The sequence below is a fragment of the Sulfurimonas sp. genome, assembly GCF_028694605.1.
In the GTDB taxonomy this organism is placed as follows: domain Bacteria; phylum Campylobacterota; class Campylobacteria; order Campylobacterales; family Sulfurimonadaceae; genus Sulfurimonas.
Genome location: NZ_JAQVKP010000010.1, coordinates 1 through 17,912, shown reverse-complemented (window position 1 = coordinate 17,912; position 17,912 = coordinate 1). Strand labels below are relative to the sequence as shown.

16 protein-coding genes and 1 tRNA gene are annotated in these 17,912 nt (G+C 37.8%); 13 read left to right on the top strand and 4 right to left on the bottom strand.

Features of this window, described 5'->3' with window-relative positions:
* The first annotated feature begins 3 nt into the window (after nt 1–3).
* The 13 genes from PHY84_RS07155 to PHY84_RS07095 all read left to right on the top strand — a co-directional run bounded on the left by PHY84_RS07155 (nt 4) and on the right by PHY84_RS07095 (nt 15,142).
* A complete protein-coding gene (locus PHY84_RS07155) occupies nt 4–669 on the top strand; it encodes a FlgD immunoglobulin-like domain containing protein (protein WP_299858689.1) in 666 nt (221 codons plus the stop codon).
* 1 nt (nt 670) lies between these two features.
* On the top strand, nt 671–1,966 hold the full coding sequence (locus PHY84_RS07150) for a flagellar hook-basal body complex protein (protein WP_299858688.1): 1,296 nt from the start codon (nt 671–673) through the stop codon (nt 1,964–1,966).
* 53 nt (nt 1,967–2,019) lie between these two features.
* Nucleotides 2,020–4,824, top strand: a complete 2,805-nt coding sequence (locus tag PHY84_RS07145) for a flagellar hook-basal body complex protein (RefSeq protein ID WP_299858687.1) — start codon at nt 2,020–2,022, stop codon at nt 4,822–4,824.
* 50 nt (nt 4,825–4,874) lie between these two features.
* Nucleotides 4,875–6,038: a formate-dependent phosphoribosylglycinamide formyltransferase gene (gene purT, locus PHY84_RS07140; protein WP_299858686.1), complete on the top strand. Its 1,164-nt coding sequence runs from the start codon at nt 4,875–4,877 to the stop codon at nt 6,036–6,038.
* Nucleotides 6,039–6,983: a D-2-hydroxyacid dehydrogenase gene (locus PHY84_RS07135; RefSeq protein WP_299858685.1), complete on the top strand. Its 945-nt coding sequence runs from the start codon at nt 6,039–6,041 to the stop codon at nt 6,981–6,983.
* A gap of 62 nt (nt 6,984–7,045) precedes the next feature.
* Nucleotides 7,046–7,375 (top strand): DedA family protein, encoded by a 330-nt coding sequence (locus PHY84_RS07130; protein ID WP_299858684.1) that lies wholly within the window; start codon nt 7,046–7,048, stop codon nt 7,373–7,375.
* A 62-nt stretch (nt 7,376–7,437) separates the two neighbouring features.
* Nucleotides 7,438–9,999, top strand: coding sequence for an ABC transporter substrate-binding protein (locus PHY84_RS07125; RefSeq protein WP_299858774.1), 2,562 nt, complete (start codon nt 7,438–7,440; stop codon nt 9,997–9,999).
* The gene (locus PHY84_RS07120) at nt 9,989–11,593 is read left to right on the top strand and encodes an FAD-dependent oxidoreductase (RefSeq protein WP_299858683.1); all 1,605 of its coding nucleotides are present in this window, start codon (nt 9,989–9,991) and stop codon (nt 11,591–11,593) included. Before PHY84_RS07125 ends, PHY84_RS07120 begins: the two co-directional genes overlap by 11 nt.
* The gene (locus PHY84_RS07115) at nt 11,583–12,281 is read left to right on the top strand and encodes a 2Fe-2S iron-sulfur cluster-binding protein (protein ID WP_299858682.1); all 699 of its coding nucleotides are present in this window, start codon (nt 11,583–11,585) and stop codon (nt 12,279–12,281) included. The genes PHY84_RS07120 and PHY84_RS07115 overlap by 11 nt, the downstream gene beginning before the upstream one ends.
* Nucleotides 12,282–12,332: 51 nt before the next feature.
* The gene (locus tag PHY84_RS07110) at nt 12,333–12,830 is read left to right on the top strand and encodes a YajQ family cyclic di-GMP-binding protein (RefSeq protein ID WP_299858681.1); all 498 of its coding nucleotides are present in this window, start codon (nt 12,333–12,335) and stop codon (nt 12,828–12,830) included.
* A 9-nt stretch (nt 12,831–12,839) separates the two neighbouring features.
* Complete coding sequence (locus PHY84_RS07105) at nt 12,840–13,502, top strand: DNA-binding protein (RefSeq protein WP_299858680.1); 663 nt, start codon at nt 12,840–12,842, stop codon at nt 13,500–13,502.
* Between the two features lie 59 nt (nt 13,503–13,561).
* Nucleotides 13,562–13,649, top strand: a tRNA-Ser gene (locus tag PHY84_RS07100).
* Between the two features lie 254 nt (nt 13,650–13,903).
* Entirely contained in the window at nt 13,904–15,142 is a 1,239-nt protein-coding gene (locus PHY84_RS07095) for a tyrosine-type recombinase/integrase (protein ID WP_299858679.1), read from the top strand.
* On the opposite strand, the gene PHY84_RS07090 is transcribed toward PHY84_RS07095, so the two are convergent.
* The 4 genes from PHY84_RS07090 to PHY84_RS07075 are packed head-to-tail and all read right to left on the bottom strand — an operon-like array spanning nt 15,131 to nt 17,628.
* On the bottom strand, nt 15,131–16,612 hold the full coding sequence (locus PHY84_RS07090; RefSeq protein ID WP_299858678.1) for an FtsK/SpoIIIE domain-containing protein: 1,482 nt from the start codon (nt 16,610–16,612) through the stop codon (nt 15,131–15,133). The two genes, PHY84_RS07095 and PHY84_RS07090, sit on opposite strands and share 12 nt — an antisense overlap.
* Nucleotides 16,605–16,934, bottom strand: a complete 330-nt coding sequence (locus PHY84_RS07085; protein ID WP_299858677.1) for a hypothetical protein — start codon at nt 16,932–16,934, stop codon at nt 16,605–16,607. The genes PHY84_RS07090 and PHY84_RS07085 overlap by 8 nt, the downstream gene beginning before the upstream one ends.
* A 2-nt stretch (nt 16,935–16,936) precedes the next feature.
* The gene (locus tag PHY84_RS07080) at nt 16,937–17,188 is read right to left on the bottom strand and encodes a hypothetical protein (RefSeq protein WP_299858676.1); all 252 of its coding nucleotides are present in this window, start codon (nt 17,186–17,188) and stop codon (nt 16,937–16,939) included.
* Nucleotides 17,189–17,190: 2 nt separating this feature from the next.
* On the bottom strand, nt 17,191–17,628 hold the full coding sequence (locus PHY84_RS07075; protein ID WP_299858675.1) for a hypothetical protein: 438 nt from the start codon (nt 17,626–17,628) through the stop codon (nt 17,191–17,193).
* Nucleotides 17,629–17,912 lie beyond the last annotated feature (284 nt).

The following is a 17,912-nucleotide window of genomic DNA, read 5'->3' as shown; positions in this document are numbered from 1 at the left end:
ATTATGGCAATTACATCAACAGGTTTAAATGCGGCTACAAATGCAGAGTATGTTGCAGCAACTGCAACGAAAGATAAATCAGTTTTAGGCAAAGATGACTTTATGACGCTTCTTTTGGTGGAGCTTCAAAACCAAGACCCGACAGAGCCTATGGACAGCGAGAAGATTTTGACGCAAACATCACAGCTTGCTACGCTTGAAGCAACCGATAATACCAATAAAGCACTCTCAGATTTAGCTGCCGCACTCGGTACTACACAGCAGTTTAGTACTATTGCCGCAATCGGCAAAACAGCAGACCTTGGAAGCAATGCAATTGTGCTTGATGAGGGTGCTGATACCACATTTGAGATGTACTTTCCGGATAATGTCAGCAAGGGAACTATTGAGATAACAGATGTTAACGGCAATGTTCTTAAAACTCTTGATGTCGGGACAAATCCTAAGGGTGTTTATCAGTTTACATGGGATGGAACAAATACAGCCGGAAATGCGCTTGACAGCGGTATCTACTATGCTTCGGCAAAATATACAAATTCAGACGGTGACAGCCTAACGACACGTATGGGCGCTTACCCGATAGAATCTGTTAAATTTGACAGCGGCAAGACATATGTAAAACTTGGCTCATCGTATGTTGAGCTTAGTGAGGTAAAAGAGGTTTACTAAGATGATTCAGGGATTTTATACGGGTATTAGCGGTATCCAAACCCATCAGTACGGGATTGATGTCGTTGCAGACAACCTCTCCAATATCTCCACGAACGGTTTTCGTGCCTATGTGGCAGAGTTTAGTTCTCTTTTTGAAAATAGTGAAAGCACGGCACTCTCATCGTCCGTAGATGGCACTATAGGTGTGGGTTCGAGAGTTCATGCAGTGAGTATGGATGAGTCTGTAGGAACGCTTGCATTAACTCAAAGAAGTACTGATTTGGCTATTTTAGGGGATGGGTGGTTTGGTATCCAAGGGGAGCAAGAGCCTATATACACTCGTGATGGCAGTTTTGTCTTTGATGTAAACAGAGACCTTGTGACCAATGACGGCTACTATGTACTTGGAACAATGGGTAATAATATTGCAGACGGCGTGCTTACAGAGGCGTTGGTGGAGGTACCGCTTGGTGACGTAAATGCGCAGCAAAAACTCCGTTTTCCTCAAGAACTTACCTTCCCTATAGTTCCGACAACAGAAGTTGATTTTTTTGGTAACATCGGTGTAGAAGATGCTATAAAAGTTGTCAGTGCAGAGGCAATAGATGCAGAGGGCAACAGAAACACTGTCCGTTTAGAGTTTAGCAAAGCAGACCCGCAAGTACTTCCCGGAAGCCAGTGGGATATCAAAGCAACAGCACAAAGCAGAGAACAAGAAGCTATTTATGATGCTGAAGCAAATGAAACAGTCTATCTTCCGGCTGAAGTTTACGATACGCAGTTTGGTTCTGTCTCTTTTGATGCATCAGGGGCGCTTTTATCAACTACGCTAGGGAGTATTAACAACAATGGTACAAGTGTTGCGCTCAATCTTGGCAGTATGTATGAGGGCATAATCTCTTTTGATAGCACTTTTAGTGCTTCAAGCCAGTCTAACGGTAAAGAGGGCGGAGATCTTGTAGGGTACGATATCAACCAAAATGGTCAGATAATTGCAACATTCTCTAACGGTGAACAGAGCAGTATAGGAACCGTAGCCGTATTTCACTTTGCAAACAACAAAGGGCTTGATCGTATAAGCGGTACAAGATTTATGGAGTCCTCCAACAGCGGCGAACCTCTGTTTTATAAAGATGCCAATGGTCAAAATATCTTAGGAACTGCTCTTGCCAACTTCCGCATCGAGGGTTCCAATGTTGAGATGGCAGCGGGTCTTACAGAGCTTATCGTGTTGCAAAGATCTTATGATGCAAATGCAAAATCAATTACAACGGCAGATGAAATGCTCCAAAAAGCACTCAATATGAGCGCATAAAAATTGGAACGCTAAATGCTAACTACTCTTACTTTTAATCAAAAGGATTTTAGATGTTAAAATCACTCTATTCAGGTGTCTCAGGACTTCAGGCACATCAAATCGCAATGGACGTCGAATCAAATAACATAGCAAATGTCAACACCTCGGGTTTTAAATACTCTCGTGCAAACTTTTCAGACCTTTTAGCGCAAACAAAAGCCATAGCAACAGCTCCGCAAGGAGAACTTGGCGGTAAAAATCCTGTTCAAGTCGGGCTTGGCTCAACGGTAAGTTCAACGACACGTATCTTCTCGCAAGGTTCTGTACAAAACTCTGATAAGAACACGGACGTGGCTATTCAAGGAGACGGGTTTTTTATCGTCTCTCCCGATGGCGGTAATACTTACAAATATACACGTGCGGGGGACTTTAAGTTTGACGCAGGCGGAAACTTTGTTGACAATAACGGTTTTATCGTGCAAGGATGGCTGAGAGATTCTATAACAGGTAAAGTGGACTCTACCGCGCCTATTACAAACATCAATATACCTCCGGGGCTTACAACGCCTGCACAGCCTACACAAAATGTAGTTATTAAAGCCAATCTTAACTCCGGTCCGCTTGTAGATGCATTTTCGCCTGCGTACTCAGTGCCATCGGGAGAGCCAAACAGTATCACAAATCCCGGGCAAGGAGATGCGTTTGATGCAAACGGCAACTCTATAGAAGCTGATAGCATGGGCGTTATGTTCAACGACAGCGGAGAGGCATTCAGTCTTCAGGCAGGACAAGGTATCTGGGCATCTTTTCAAAACTCTGAAGTTGTAGCTGCCGGACAGGTAGGTGCTTCGACTTATGCTATAGGCACGGTAACAAGCGATGATAATCTAACAAATGCTTCTATAGATGTCACAGTTGACGGAGTAAATATTGTCCTTAATGATACCGCAACGGCAGATGTACATACGGCAGATGAAAACGGTGCGAGATATGCTGCCGCTATCAATAACGCTCTTGATGCAGCCGGAAAAAGCGGTTTAGCGGCTACGTATGATAATGTGACAGGTGAACTCTATATTACCAATACAAATTCTACTCCAATAGCCATGACGGTTGCAACGGCGGGTGCAAGCGGACTTGCTGCTACGCCGGTTATAGGCGGCAATCAACTTGCTCTTACCTTTACACTAGACAATGGCGATGTAAAAACCATTACAACAAGCGGCGGAACGGGACGAGAGAGTGCATCGCAAAATGCCGTGCGTTATGTATCTGCTATTAATGCGCAAACACCGACTACGGGAATCTTGGCTACTTATGACACTACAACAGGCAGAATCACGCTTATCAATTCAAACAGCAACGAACTTTCATCACACAATATCCGCCTTACTGCCGTTGGCGGTGATGACAACAGCGGATTTATAGCTGCAACGGATATTACCGCGTTTAGATACCAGTATGACCCGGCAGGTGCGAGCGCGGCGGTAGGTGCCGATAAAACATTTTCAACGATTGCGGACTTGCGTTATGCTATGGAGCAAGAAGCGCGTACGACGATAGTAGTTACCCCGACAACAACAACGCCTGCTACGGTAATTGACTCGACTAACGGTACTTCTAACTCTATTACGGTTGAGATAGACGGTGTTTCTATGGTCATTCCTGACAATAACATTGCATTAAGTCCGGCTTTTAATTCAGCTGATGACAATGGGGCTTACTATGCATCATATATTAATGCAAACTCCGGCAGAACAGATGTTGTTGCGGTTTATGATACTGCTAGCAACGCATTGATTATGCAAAATTACAATACGACTGCTTCTTTAACTTTTGAAGTTACGGCAACAAACGGTGATGGAACAGTTGCAGTTTCTGCAGCAGAAACTATAGTTGCCGCAACAGATGATGTTGTTCTCAATAATATTCAACTCTCTGTCAATGAACAGGGTAAATTTGAACTAAAAAATCCCGGCGGTTCGGCAGGAGATTATGATATCAACCTTGCTATTACAGGCATGAATTCAAGTAGTATTCTTGGCGGCGGTATTACGGAAAATACACGTTTTACCAGAAGCATGGAAGCGCTCAATGCAACACTTCAAGCGGGAAGTACCGGAACGGCTTTTTCACAAAGTTTCAATGCCGCTACACACTCGGCAAGTATCGATATCTTTGATTCTTTAGGCTCAAAACATACCCTTAGAACCGAGTATAGAAAAACTGCGGTTGATGCTTCTACGGGAAGTACTTGGAGCATGCGTGTAAGCGTACCCGAGCCTGCGGTTATCGATACTGTTTTGCCTTATAACGAGAAAGACGGATTTGTACGTTTCAACAATGACGGTTCTTTAGCAACATATAATCCGCCGAATATCTCTTTTACGGCAAATAACGGTTCAGCTCCAAACCAGCAGGTCTCTCTTGAACTTGGAACTGCAAACCAGTTTGACGGGATGACCAGTTTTGATAGCAAATCTTCTACATCGGGAATCAGCCAAGATGGATTTACGGGCGGGGATTTGGTCGGTATCAGAATTGACCAAAGCGGTACTTTGGTTGGTTCATTTAGCAATGGTCGCTCTTTTGGTTTGGCACAAATCGGTATGGCTAAGTTTACAAACAACGAAGGTTTGGCGGCAGAGGGCAGCAATGTTTACGTGCAAACCGCCAACTCTGGAGACCCAATCATAGGAACGGCGGCAACGGCTGGACGTGGATTTATGCAGGCTTCAGCGCTTGAGGCATCCAACGTTGACCTCTCGCTCTCGCTTACACAGCTTATCATCATCCAAAGAGGGTATCAGGCAAACGGTAAGACTATTACCACTTCAGATACACTTCTTGAGACGCTTATCGGACTCAAACGATAGTTTTTAATTCTACTTTGCTATAATTCCTTCATATCAATGAAGGAATTATCATGCGTTTTTCTGCTCCATTAAAATCAAATTCAAAAAAAATCATGCTTCTGGGTTCCGGCGAACTAGGCAAAGAGGTTGCTATTGAAGCTCAAAGACTTGGTCTTGAAGTTGTCGCAGTTGACAGATACCAAAATGCTCCGGCACACCATGTAGCCCACCGCTCTTACGTCGTCAATATGCAAGACAAAGATGCGGTTTTAGAGATTATCCACCGTGAAAAACCCGATTATATACTTCCTGAGATTGAGGCTATCAGCATCGATGCGCTTTTTGCAGCGGAAGATAAAGGGTATAACGTTATACCAAATGCTAACGCTGTTAGTAAAACCATGAACCGTAAAAATATCCGTACTTTTGCCGCTGAGGTGTTGGAGCTTAAAACCGGTGCGTATGAATTTGTTACTACTAAAGAGGGGCTAAGGGATGCGGCGCAGCGTCTGGGCTTTCCGTGTGTTATAAAACCTGTTATGAGTTCATCGGGACATGGTCAGAGCGTGGCACGAAGCATAGATGACATTGAAGCTTCATGGGAGATGGCAAAAGAGGCACGCGGTGATGCAAGCGAGCTTATAGTTGAGGCATTTATAGACTTTGACTATGAGATTACGATGCTTACGGCTAGAAACGGCAAAGAGACGGTTTTTTGCGAACCAATCGGACATGAACAGCGTGATGGAGACTATGTATTTTCGTGGCAGCCGATGCAGATGAGTGAGGCGGCAAAACAAAAGGCGCAAGAGATAGCTAAGGCTATCACTGATGGTCTTGGCGGTCGCGGTCTCTTTGGGGTGGAGCTTTTTGTAAAAGGTGATGAGGTCTATTTCTCAGAGGTCTCTCCCCGCCCGCATGATACGGGAATGGTAACGCTTATCACACAGTCTCAAAGTGAGTTTGCCCTTCACTTGCGCGCAGTTCTCGGTCTTCCGCTTGGATTTACTTTTTACGGCGAGGGAGCAAGTGCGGCGTTTAAGTCGGAGGTTCATAACTACGCACCTGTGGTTGAGGTAGATGAATCACTTTTTAGTGATACCTCTTATGTGCGTGTTTTTGGCAAGCCCGAAGCACACAAAGGCAGACGCCTTGCGGTCGCACTTGTTTTTGACAAAGCAGACAAAGCGCTTGAGAGAGCAAGAGAGCTTATCACAAAAGTAAGAGACAGCTAAGTGAAAATCGTTCTGCTTGATGCGCTTACGTTTGGCGATACCGATTTAAGCGCTTTTGAGGCGTTTGGAGAGGTGGAGGTGTTTCAAACAACTTCACCGCAGCAGACAAAGGAGCGCATAACTAACGCCGATGTTATAGTAACAAACAAGGTTGTTATCGACGATACGCTTATGGCAGGGGCATCAAAACTCAAACTTATCTGTGTTGCGGCGACAGGGACAAACAACATTGACTTAAAAGCGGCGCATAAAAGAGGCATAGAGGTCAAAAATGTCTCAGGTTATTCCACTCATTCGGTTGTGCAACACACTTTTTCAATGCTCTTTTATCTTATCGGTCACTCCGGATATTATGATAGCTATGTCAAAAACGGCTCCTACTCAAAAAGTCCCATCTTTACCGATGTTTCACGCTCATTTTTTGAGATAGAGGGTAAACGATGGGGTATTATAGGTTTGGGTGAGATAGGGCGCAGTGTGGCGAAGGTGGCAGAGGCGTTTGGTGCAGAGGTGTGCTACACGTCAACAAGCGGACAAAACAGCACACAAGAGTATATGCGCCTAGAGCTTGATACTTTGCTAAAAACAAGCGACATCATCTCTATCCACGCACCGCTAAATGAAAAAACACGCAATCTTTTAGGATATGAACAACTGCTCATTTGCAAAGACGGAGCGGTAGTTCTCAACCTTGGGCGAGGCGGGATTGTCGATGAGGAGGCGGTTGCACGCATTATCGATACAAAAGAAATTTTGGTAGGACTTGATGTTTTGGCGCAAGAGCCTATGCGAGAAAACCATCCGCTGCTTCGTGTCAAAAACCATGAAAATCTCTATATCACTCCCCATATCGCTTGGACAAGTGTTGAGGCAAGAGAGAAACTCATTGAAGGCGTGGTACATAATATCCAAACCTTTTTGGAGCATGACGCATCGCAGAAGTAACTCTTTTTTTATGGGCTTTTCTGGCTGCAACCATTTTTCCCTTTAGCTCTGAAGTTGCTTTTGTGGCATCCCTTGAGAGCGGCATGCCTTTACAAGAGGCACTATTTTTTGCTTCAAGCGGCAATACTCTTGCCATTATTGTCAACTATTTTTTGGGCTATCTGCTCTATGAAAAAACCAAAACAAAACTTCTATCTTCCAAAGTCGGTGCACTCTCTTACACGTACGGACACAGATACGGCTATCTCGCACTTCTGCTCTCGCCGCTTCCTCTCATAGGTGACCCGCTTACGCTTGTGGCGGGAGTTGTCAGGCTTAGGTTTGTTTGGTTTGTGCTTATCGCAGGAACTCTAAGAGTTGCCAGATACTACGCACTAGCTCTTGTGGTGTAATACCAAATCCAACTAACTTTATTTTAAGTGCATAAAGTTAGTTGGATTTGTATAATCAAGCCATGAGATATGTAACGCTTTTTTTTCTTTTTATCACTGCTTTATTTGCTCATGAAAAGCTTGAGAAAGTATCATTGCAGCTTCAGTGGTTAGACCAGTTCCAATTTGCAGGCTACTATATGGCAAAAGAGAAGGGTTTTTACGAAGATGCGGGTTTTGATGTAGAGATAAAAAAATATGGCAATGATGTGGATGCCGTGAAAGATGTTTTAAGCGGTAAAACTACTTACGGCATAGGGCGCTCAAGCCTTATCTTGTACTTTGCGCAAGGCAAAGAGATTTCGCTTCTTAGTGCAGTGTCTCAATCCTCTCCCATAACACTCATCGCTCTTGAATCATCTGGGATAAAAAGTATCAAAGATTTTGAGCATAAAAAGATTATGATGACCGAAGATGCCATTGGGAGTGCATCAGTTTATGCGATGATAAAATCTGCACAAGTAGATGAGAAGAGTATAGATTTTCAAAAACATACATTTAACCTAGAGCAGCTTATCAACAAAGAGGTTGATTTATATGCCGGCTATAGCTCAAATGAGCCTTTTTTATTGCAAGAAAGAAATGTATCTTACCGCTGTTTTTCACCTAGAGAGAGTGGGTTTGATTTTTACAGCGACATCCTTTTTACCTCGCAAAAAGAGGCAAACGAGCATCCGCAAAGGGTAGCAAGATTTCAAGAGGCATCTTTGAGAGGATGGAAGTATGCTTTTGAAAATATAGATGAAACAGTAGAGATTATCTACAAAAAGTATAATGCCCTGCAAAAGAGTAAAGAGGCACTTCATTTTGAGGCAGAGGAGTTGAAGAAACTTGCTTTTGTCGGCGATATACCTCTTGGCATGCTAGAGATAACAAAGATGAAGAGGATTTTGGATATCTATAGGGTGATGGGGCTTGTGGCATCGGATGTGGATATTCAAAAGGCTCTTTTTAAATCAAGCAGAGTAGTGGTTACTCCTCAAGAGATAAGTTACCTGGAAGAGAAAAAAGAGATTCGCATCTGTGTACCAAATCTTTTAGCACCGCTTGCTTTTGAGGAAAACGGTAAGCTAAGAGGGATTGGGGATGAGCTTTTAAAAGAGCTGCAAAAACATATCAATACTACTTTTCGTCCGGTTTTTGCAAAAAGCTGGAAAGAATGTCTAACAAACTTTAAAGAGGGCAAATGCGATGTAATGCCTATAGCAACAGAGTCTATGTGCAATAACTTTTTGCATGTAACCTCGACCTATCACTATGAACCGCTTGTTGTAGTAACACACAACACGCAAAACTATATAGTAGATATGCAAAGTGTTATGGAGAAAAACTTTGCAGCGACAAAAGATAATCCATTTGTGCATGAGCTCCAAAGAAGATACCCTAAGTTGCGTGTTTCATATGTCAATTCGCTTAATGAGGGGTTTGCCGGTGTTGAGGATGGAAAATACTTTGGATATATCGATACTTTTATAACAACTGCCTATGCTTTTAAAAATACTTCCAACGGGCATTTGAAGATTGCAGGACAGTTTGAAGAAAAGGTAGGGATGCGCTTTGGAGTTGCCAGAGACGAGGCGTTGCTTTATACTATCTTTGAAAAAGGTGCACAAGAGATAGAGAAAATGGGTATCGATAAGATGATTAATCGTTGGATTACCATCAACTATGTAAAAAGTACCTCATTTGCCTATATAAAAGAAGTTTTGGGCGTGGCTATACTGCTCTTTTTTGTCTTTTGGTACAGACAGCATCTTTTAGATAAAAAGAACAAGGAGCTAGAAGCACTCAAAGAGGATTTGCAGCGAAGAGTGCAAGAGGCGGTGCAAGAGATGCAGCAAAAGGACAGCTACCTGCTGCACAAATCTCGACTGGCACAAATGGGCGAGATGATAAGTATGGTTGCGCACCAATGGAGACAGCCTCTTAGTTCCATAGCCGCACTTCAAATCTCTCTTTTGATGGCGATAGAGCTTGAAGAATATGACTTAAGCGACGCCAAAGAGAGGGATAAGTTTGTAGCACTTTTAGAAGAGAAGCTCAAAAAGATAGGAGCGCAAACACAGGAGCTTAGTGCGATTATCTCTGATTTTAGCGATTTTTACAGACCAAGCAAGCTTCAAGAAGAGGTTCATCTCAATACGCTACTTCTCAAAGCATCCAACCTTTTAGAGGATACTCTTTTGTCCGAAAATGTGAAGTTGCATCTGGAGCTTGAGTCGCAATCAACACTCAAACTTTTTCAAAATGAGTTTCTCCAAGCACTTCTTAACATCATAAATAATGCTAGAGAGCAGTTAAATGAGAAGCGTATCAAAGATGGCGTGATAGTGATAAAAAGTTACGACAAAGAGGATGTTTGCGTGGTTGAGATAAGTGATAATGCTCTTGGAATTGATGAGAAAATCAGAGAGAAGATTTTTGACCCGTATTTTTCTACAAAGTTCGATAAAAATGGCACCGGACTTGGGCTTTATATGGTAAAGAACATTGTAGAGCAATATCATAAAGGCAAAATTTATGCCCAAAATACATTGGATGGTGCGAAATTTACCATAGAGATAGGCAGGCAAAATGAAAAATAGTGTTATCGTAGTAGGAGCAGGCGGAGCGGGGCTTGTCGCCGCACTTAGCGCACATGAAAGAGGGGCAAAGGTAACGGTGATTACCAAAGAGTACCCCACAAGAAGCCAAACATGCATGGCGCAAGGGGGCATCAATGCCGCTTTGGGCAATGCAGGGGAAGACAGCGTTGAAGCACATATTCAAAACACGCTCAAATCGGCGCACGGTATGGCAAAAGAGAGTGCGGTGGAGTTTTTGTGCCAAAGCGCACCGGAGGTGCTTGCATGGCTTGATGGCATAGGCGTACCTTTTAGCAGAACCAAAGATGGCAAAATCGCACAGCGAAAACTCGGAGGCGCATCCGCCGCCAGAGCTTGTTATGCACAAGACTATACAGGGTTGAAAATACTTCACACGCTTTATGACAGATGTGTGGCAGTGGGGATAGAGTTTTTAAACGAGCGTTATCTTTTGGATTTGTTAACACACAGTGATGCTAACAAAACATACGTTAGCGGTGTTTTGGTTTTAAACAAAAGAAGCGGCGAAGCAGAAGTGCATGAAGCCCAAAGCGTTATCCTTGCAACGGGCGGATACAGCAGAGTTTTTCATAACCACTCCACAAATTCCGTTGCATCAAGCGGAGACGGAGTAGCGGCGGCATTTAGAGCGGGGGCGGTGCTGAGTGACTTGGAGTTCATACAGTTTCATCCTACAGCGATGAAAAACTCCTCCATTCTTATCTCAGAGAGTGCCAGAGGCGCAGGCGGGTATCTGCTCAACTCAAAAGGGGAGCGTTTTACAAACGAACTGGCACCACGTGATGAGGTCGCACGTGCCATCCATAAAGAGATGCTTAAAGGCGAGAGCGTCTTTTTGGACATCCGACATTTGGGCAAAGAGTTCATAGAGCATGAACTGCCGCAAGAGGCAAAACTTGCAAAACTTTACGAGGGTGTTGACCCCATCCGTGAACTCATCCCCATCAAACCCTCAGCGCACTACACCATGGGCGGTATCTTGGTGGATGCAGATGCACAAACAAACATAGCGGGACTTTTTGCAGTTGGAGAGTGTGCAAACCAGAGAGTTCATGGCGCAAACAGACTTGGCGGCAATTCGCTTTTAGAAGTCGTTGTTTTTGGAAAAAAAGCAGGGGAGAGTGCGGTACGTCATATAAAAGAGTCATTGCCGCTTGTAAGCGCATTGAGCAAAAAAGAGTTTTGGGAAGCGAAAATCAAAGAGATAAAAAACTACACAAACGAGATAAATTTTTACCAAGCACACCAAGAACTAGGCGAGATTTTTTACAAAAATGTAGGTATTTTGCGAGAAGAGAACTCTATGCAAGAGGCAGTCGCAAAAGTAAAAGAGATGCGAAGCACACTCTCGAAAATGGGCGTTAGCGATAAAGCAAAAGAGTATAACACAAACCTAACGGAGTTTTTGGAGTTTGCAAACATGTTAGAGCTTGGTGAGCTGATTTTGCTTTGTGCCATTGAGAGAAAAGAGAGCAGAGGGGCGCATTTTAGAGCAGATGCACCGCAAAGCGAAGCGAGATTTGAGGCAAACTCTCTTATAGGCAGGGATATGGCGGTGCGTTATGAAAATTAGCATAAAGAGAAAAGATGGGTTTGTCTCTTACGAGGCAGAGGGAAGAACGCTTTTAGAAGCGCTTAACCGGCTAAAAGCAAATGTGGATGCAACACTGGCGTATAGCAGCGGATGCAGAAGCAGTGTGTGCGGAAGCTGTGCGGTGCGGGTTAACGGTAAAGAGGTTTTGGCATGCGCCCATCAACTTCAAAACGGCGATGTGGTAGAGCCTCTGCACAATGTCCCAATCCTGCGTGATTTGGTAGTTTCTATGGATAAAGCATACGCCATGAATGCAAAAGCAAAAGCGTATCAAAGCTCTTTTGTGAAAGAAGTAGTGCTTAGCGTGGAAGATGAGCAGAGAAACGCTCTTCAAAGTGACTGCATTCTTTGTGGTTCATGCTATAGCACATGTCCTGTTTATGCAGTGAATGAGGAGTTTTTAGGACCGTTTGCATTAACAAGAGTTTTGCGTTATGTGAGTGACAAAAGAGAGCAAAATCCAAAAGAGAAGATAGAGACCATCCAGGCAAACGGTGTTTGGGACTGCACCCTTTGCAACGCATGCACACTCGTCTGCCCGCAAGGTATCTCAAGCAAAGCAGATATCGAAAAACTAAGGGCAAGAAGTGCTATGCTGGGCTATACGGACCCAAGTTTTGCCAATTTTGGGGGCGGTTTTGGGTTTGACGGAAGTCCACAGTTTTAACTAACATCGTTTTATGTTATAATCTAGGACTATTTTATAAAAGGTTTAAAAATGGCAAAAGAGTACTCATTTGATATAAGCGCAAAGATTGATATGCAGAGTTTTAAAAATGCGATAAATTCGGTGGATAAAGAGGTTGCGAACCGTTATGATTTTAAGGGTACGACCTATGAAATTGACTTTAAAGAGAAAGAGAAACAGCTGGTGTTAGTCGCATCAAGCGATAACAAACTAGATGCACTCAAAGATATCGTTATAACAAAACTCCTCAAACAAAATCTCTCTTCCAAGGTTTTAGAGGAAGTCAGAGTTGAAAATGCAAGCGGCAACACAAGAAAAGCGACATACAAAGTGGTGGACTACATAGAGTCCAAAGAGGCAAAAAAGATAGTCGCCGAGATAAAAAATCTCAAACTCAAAGTAACCGCACAGATAGAGGGCGACTCTATCAGAGTAAAAGGAGCAAAGATAGATGATTTGCAAAAAGTTATCGCAACTATCCGCTCCATGGAGTGGGAAGCACCGCTCGTTTTTGAAAATATGAGATAGGGAGCAGCTATGTCAAAGGTAACCATCCATGATGCAGCACAGCTTCTAGGGGTCTCCAAAGAGGCGATTCACAACCGTATAAGAAGAGGCTCTCTGCAAAGTGTAGTCGAAGATGGTGTTAAACTTGTTATCATTGAGAAAGAGGAAAGCGTGCAGCCTTTGACAAAAAAAACAACCGCACAAAAAAATCTCCATCAAACTCCTGAGCGCTACTATAAGTTTTTAGAAGAGCAAAACGAAAAGCTTCAGCAAAAAGTAGAAACACTGGAAAAAGAGACAAGAAGCCTAAGAGACCAAAAAGAGCAGATGCTCATAGAAGAGCGTTTAAAAATTGAACGTATCTACAAAGAAAAAGATGAACAGCTCAAAAATATCATCAATGCCATCTCCACAAAACTTATGCTTCACACCCCGCAAGAGATGATTGAGGGCGAGATAGCGCAAGAAGAGGCACAAGAAACCGTAACCCAAGAGGAAAGAAGACTTGTCTCTGTAAACAAATATCTTAAAAGCAGAGATTTTCCAAAAAAAGAGCGTAACAGAATCAAAGAGAAGTTTGAGCGCACCGCAAAAGATGATGCAAGAATCATAACCATAGGCAAAAAATACTACATAGACTTGCAAAAATACGATTATAGCGACTTAATACCAAACTCAGCAATAGTTAGTTGAGTTTGGTATTAATGTAGGTCTCCTTAAGCCTTGAGAATGTACAATTGCATTCCCACAAAGGACAGTTGGGAGAGTGGTTTAATCTAGTCGCCTGGAACGCGGCCGTAGCGAAAGCTACCGAGGGTTCAAATCCCTCACTGTCCACCAGCAACACTCAAACACCCCTATTTTATGGACTTTCAAAGCTTCAATATTTTAAAAAAGATAAAAAATACAATAAATTTAAAAAGTGGGCAACTTTTAAGGATAATTTAAGACACATAATTTTAAGAGAAAATACTTATTATTTATGTATTAAAATAAAAAATAAAGTTGTAAGATATAGTTTAAAAACAAAAGATGTTGAATTTGCTAAATATTTAAGAAACTTGATATTAAAAAAATTAAAAGGCTATTTGAAAATGACACAAGAAGAACTTAAAAAAAGTTTTAGAGATGAATTTAATGAAGATAATAAAAACACTACTATTAGCAATATGTTAAATAATAAGTATTCTATAAGTTATACAATAGATGTTAAACCAGATCCAAATGATCCTAATCAAACTGAGGAAATGGCAGAAAAGATAGCTAAACAACTAGCAAGTAAATATAATTTATTTAATAATCAAATAGCAACAATCCCGGAAAAAAAAGATGATGATAAAAAGATAAATTATAACAACATAGAAAATTATTTTAATAAATATTTAGACCATAAAATAAATATAGAAAAAAGGAGTATATCTAGTAAAAAATCTTATATATCTAGTTTTTATTATTTAAAATTTTTTAGCAATAATGAAACTATTTATAATTTTGCTTTCTTTAAACAATTTCAAAAAAATCTAATGATAATACCTTCAAACATGAGCAAATTTAAAAAGTTTGAAAAGTTAAAAATAGATGAAATTGAAAAAATCTATAAGATAGAAAATTTTGAAACTTTAAGCAATAAAACCATAAATAACCACCTAGTAAATATAAGTAATTTTTTTGATGACCTTGTTTATAATGAAATTATAGAAACCAACCATGTTAAAAAAGTTAAAAAATTAGAGGAAGAGGAAAGTGAAAAAATAGCATATAGTAAAGATGATTTAATCAAAATCTTTAATAGTGATATAGAACAAGAACTTAAACAATTTTGTAAAGTTGCTTTATATACAGGGGCAAGAATTGGAGAAATAGCAAACATAAAAAAAGATGATATAGACTTTAAAGAAAATATTATTAAGATAAATGGAACTAAAACTAAAAATGCTAATAGAATAATGCCAATAAGTCCACATATTTTAAATATTTTAAAAGATAGAATAAAAATTAATAAAGGACAATTCTTATTTTTTCAAGATAATAATGTAGATAGAATAGGCAAAATTTTAAATAGGAGACTTAATAAAATCATTATTGAAGATGTGAAATCATTTCACTCTTTTAGAAAGAATTTTTCACAAGAAATTCTTAAAACCAATGCAGAAGAACACACAAGAAAGTATTTAATGGGGCATAGTCTAAACAAAGATATAACACATAAAATTTATAATCAAAATCAAATGAATATGAATAAACTTTTTGAATGTATCAACTCAATAATTTTTAATGAAATAGAAAAAAATTATAATAATAATATTTTAGATTTACCTAATTTAAGTTTTTAAATTAGGAAATAAATCATCTTTTGTTAAATCATTTAGCTTATATTCTTTTAAAATTATATTTATATATTTGTTAATTTCATTTTCAAAATCTACATCTATTTTAGTTTTAGGTAATTGTATATAATTTATAAAATCATCAGGCACATATAAAGATCTACAATGATAATAAAGGTTTTCATTTTTAATAACAACTTCCCCAACACCAAAAGTTTTAGGATTGATACCCCTTTCTTCTAATGGTTCTTTATCAATCACACTATGGATTCCTTCATCACTTTCGGTTTTGTGGAGTATTCTAAAAATAGTATTAGTTTTAATACTATTGCTTATACCACTTCCAATAGTTGTAAAAATTTGAGTAGCAAAAAATAATTTAAACCCTTGACTTCTACCAGTTCTAAATAAACTTTCTATTATTTCTTTTGTTCTATTATGTTGTTCTTTTTCTACTTTATCAAATGGGGTATAGTCCATAATTTCAGCAATTTCATCAAAGAAAACATATATAAAATTAGTTTTAAATTTCTTTAAACCTTTATCTTTTAAATATTGTTGCCTTGCTTTGTTTATAATATCTAGTTTCACTAATTTTTTATAAAGTTCAAATCTTGATGTTGTATAAGTATTTATTTTATTAGTTTTATATTTTTGTTCTAATCTATTATATGGTTCACTTTCTACACCACCTTTAAAATCTATAAAATTAAGTTCATAAACATTATTAAAATTATAAAAAATACTAAATAGAATATGATTTAAACTATTAGACTTACCACCCCCACTAGTTCCTAATAAAGCAAAACTATGGGGCAAATCTTTAAAATCTATATAAATAGGTTCAATATTTTTAATTAAACCACCTTCAAAACCTAAAAATAATTTATCTTTTTTTAAATAATCTTGTATTTTGTAATCTTTTAATTGTTCAATGGTTGGAATTTTATTTTTATAAATTATCTTAATGCTTGTTTTATCTACCCTAGATATTTCACAACTACCTTTATTATTTCTTTGTAAAATGTTTTCAAATTGTTTAGTAAATTTTTCATAGTCCATTATAGCACTTGGTAAAATTTTATATATAACACCATTTTTTAACTTTTTATATAAATAATAATCTTCTAGTCCAAAATTAGCTAGTTTTCTTTGTTCTAATTTAGCATTAAAAACATTATAAACATACAAAACCACAAAAATTAAAGACAATATAAAATATTTATAATCTACAATTAAGTATTTTAAAAGACCATAAGAATCACTAAAATAATAAACATTCTTAAAATAAGTTATATAATTATTTATAATGTTTCCAATATCAAAAGAAAAATGCTTATAATTAAAAATTGCTACACTTATTAAATAAGTTATTATGATTATAAAAATATTCATCATCACAAAATAAGATGAATTAAGATTGCCAAACTTATCAAAGCTCCCAAATTCATAAAATTTATTATTAGCATTATTCATTTTTCAAACCTTTCAAATATTTATATTCTATCTTGTTTATTTCATCATAAAATTTAGTTTCAAATCTTGATATTTTTAATAATAATATAGTGCTTTTTTTGTCCATTTTTAAGCTTATAATTTCTTTTTCTTTTTCTAAATTAAATAATAATTCATATAATTCTTTTAAGCAATTTTCTATAAATTCTTTTATATTTTTTCTAATATGTTTAATTTGATAATCTACTAAATTATCTTTAATATTTTCATTTTTATAATCTAGTATGTTATTTAATTCTAACATTTCATACTCAAGCATTTTTTTTAATTGTTCTTTTTTCATTTTTAGCACTCCTTTATTTTGTATAATTTATCTTTATTTTTTAAAAATCTATATATAGAATATTGTTTACTTTCAATGATTCCAAAATCTAAAAAATAGAAATAATAATAAAAATTTGTTATATTGTTTTTATATTCTTTTAAATATTCAACATCATCTAAAACTTTAAAATTATTAAAATCTTTTGACATTATTATTATTTTTTTATTTTGCCAATTTCTTAAAAGCATTTCTATTATTTTAGTTTTAATCATTTTTAACACCAAATACAATTAGACCAAGGATCTATTTCTTTTAAATCTATAATATATTTTTTAATGTCTTTAAATATTTCTTCTTTTGTTCTATATTCTAAATTTTCAAATATTTCTATAAGTTCATTTTTTTCAAATTTAGCAATAAAAGGCTTATTAAAAACAACATCAACACCAGTATTATTTGGAGTTAAAAAAAATTCATCATCTTTAAAATTTATATAAATATTTTCACTTTTTAAACCAATTTCTAAAAGTTTATTAGCTTCTTTTAGTTCTTTTTTTATCTTATATAAATATTTTAATATCACATATTTTTTTATATTTTCTTTATAAAATTCACTTATATTTTTATAATCATCTTTAACCAATTTTTTAAAAAGGTTAAAGTAATTTATTTCTTTTTCATTGTTTAAATAAAAAGTTGATCCTAGTTTCATTTAGCACCTTCCTTAATTATATAGGTATTTATATAATTAGTTATGTTTTTAAGTTGTTCATTCATTTCTTTAATTAGTTGTTCTTTATGTTCATTTTCACACTTATAAAAATAATCTAAATTATGTTTATAACCTTTAAAGTAATAATCTATTTTTTCATGAGCCACTTGCAAATTCAATCCCCACCAAGTAGCTAATTTTTCATTGTAGCTATTTTTTACTTTAAAAAAATCATTCTCATTTTGCTTTCGCGTTGTTTTGCTCTAATTAACTCAATTTTCTTA

Bases quoted from the DNA above. Each gene is read 5' to 3' on its own strand.
- purT (WP_299858686.1), top strand. From the start codon at position 4,875: ATGCGTTTTTCTGCTCCATTAAAATCAAATTCAAAAAAAATCATGCTT.
- PHY84_RS07105 (WP_299858680.1), top strand. From the start codon at position 12,840: ATGTCAAAGGTAACCATCCATGATGCAGCACAGCTTCTAGGGGTCTCC.
- PHY84_RS07145 (WP_299858687.1), top strand. From the start codon at position 2,020: ATGTTAAAATCACTCTATTCAGGTGTCTCAGGACTTCAGGCACATCAA.
- PHY84_RS07115 (WP_299858682.1), top strand. From the start codon at position 11,583: ATGAAAATTAGCATAAAGAGAAAAGATGGGTTTGTCTCTTACGAGGCA.
- PHY84_RS07150 (WP_299858688.1), top strand. From the start codon at position 671: ATGATTCAGGGATTTTATACGGGTATTAGCGGTATCCAAACCCATCAG.
- PHY84_RS07090 (WP_299858678.1), bottom strand. From the start codon at position 16,612: ATGAATAATGCTAATAATAAATTTTATGAATTTGGGAGCTTTGATAAG.
- PHY84_RS07110 (WP_299858681.1), top strand. From the start codon at position 12,333: ATGGCAAAAGAGTACTCATTTGATATAAGCGCAAAGATTGATATGCAG.
- PHY84_RS07155 (WP_299858689.1), top strand. From the start codon at position 4: ATGGCAATTACATCAACAGGTTTAAATGCGGCTACAAATGCAGAGTAT.
- PHY84_RS07080 (WP_299858676.1), bottom strand. From the start codon at position 17,188: ATGATTAAAACTAAAATAATAGAAATGCTTTTAAGAAATTGGCAAAAT.
- PHY84_RS07120 (WP_299858683.1), top strand. From the start codon at position 9,989: ATGAAAAATAGTGTTATCGTAGTAGGAGCAGGCGGAGCGGGGCTTGTC.
- PHY84_RS07085 (WP_299858677.1), bottom strand. From the start codon at position 16,934: ATGAAAAAAGAACAATTAAAAAAAATGCTTGAGTATGAAATGTTAGAA.
- PHY84_RS07125 (WP_299858774.1), top strand. From the start codon at position 7,438: ATGAGATATGTAACGCTTTTTTTTCTTTTTATCACTGCTTTATTTGCT.
- PHY84_RS07075 (WP_299858675.1), bottom strand. From the start codon at position 17,628: ATGAAACTAGGATCAACTTTTTATTTAAACAATGAAAAAGAAATAAAT.
- PHY84_RS07095 (WP_299858679.1), top strand. From the start codon at position 13,904: ATGACACAAGAAGAACTTAAAAAAAGTTTTAGAGATGAATTTAATGAA.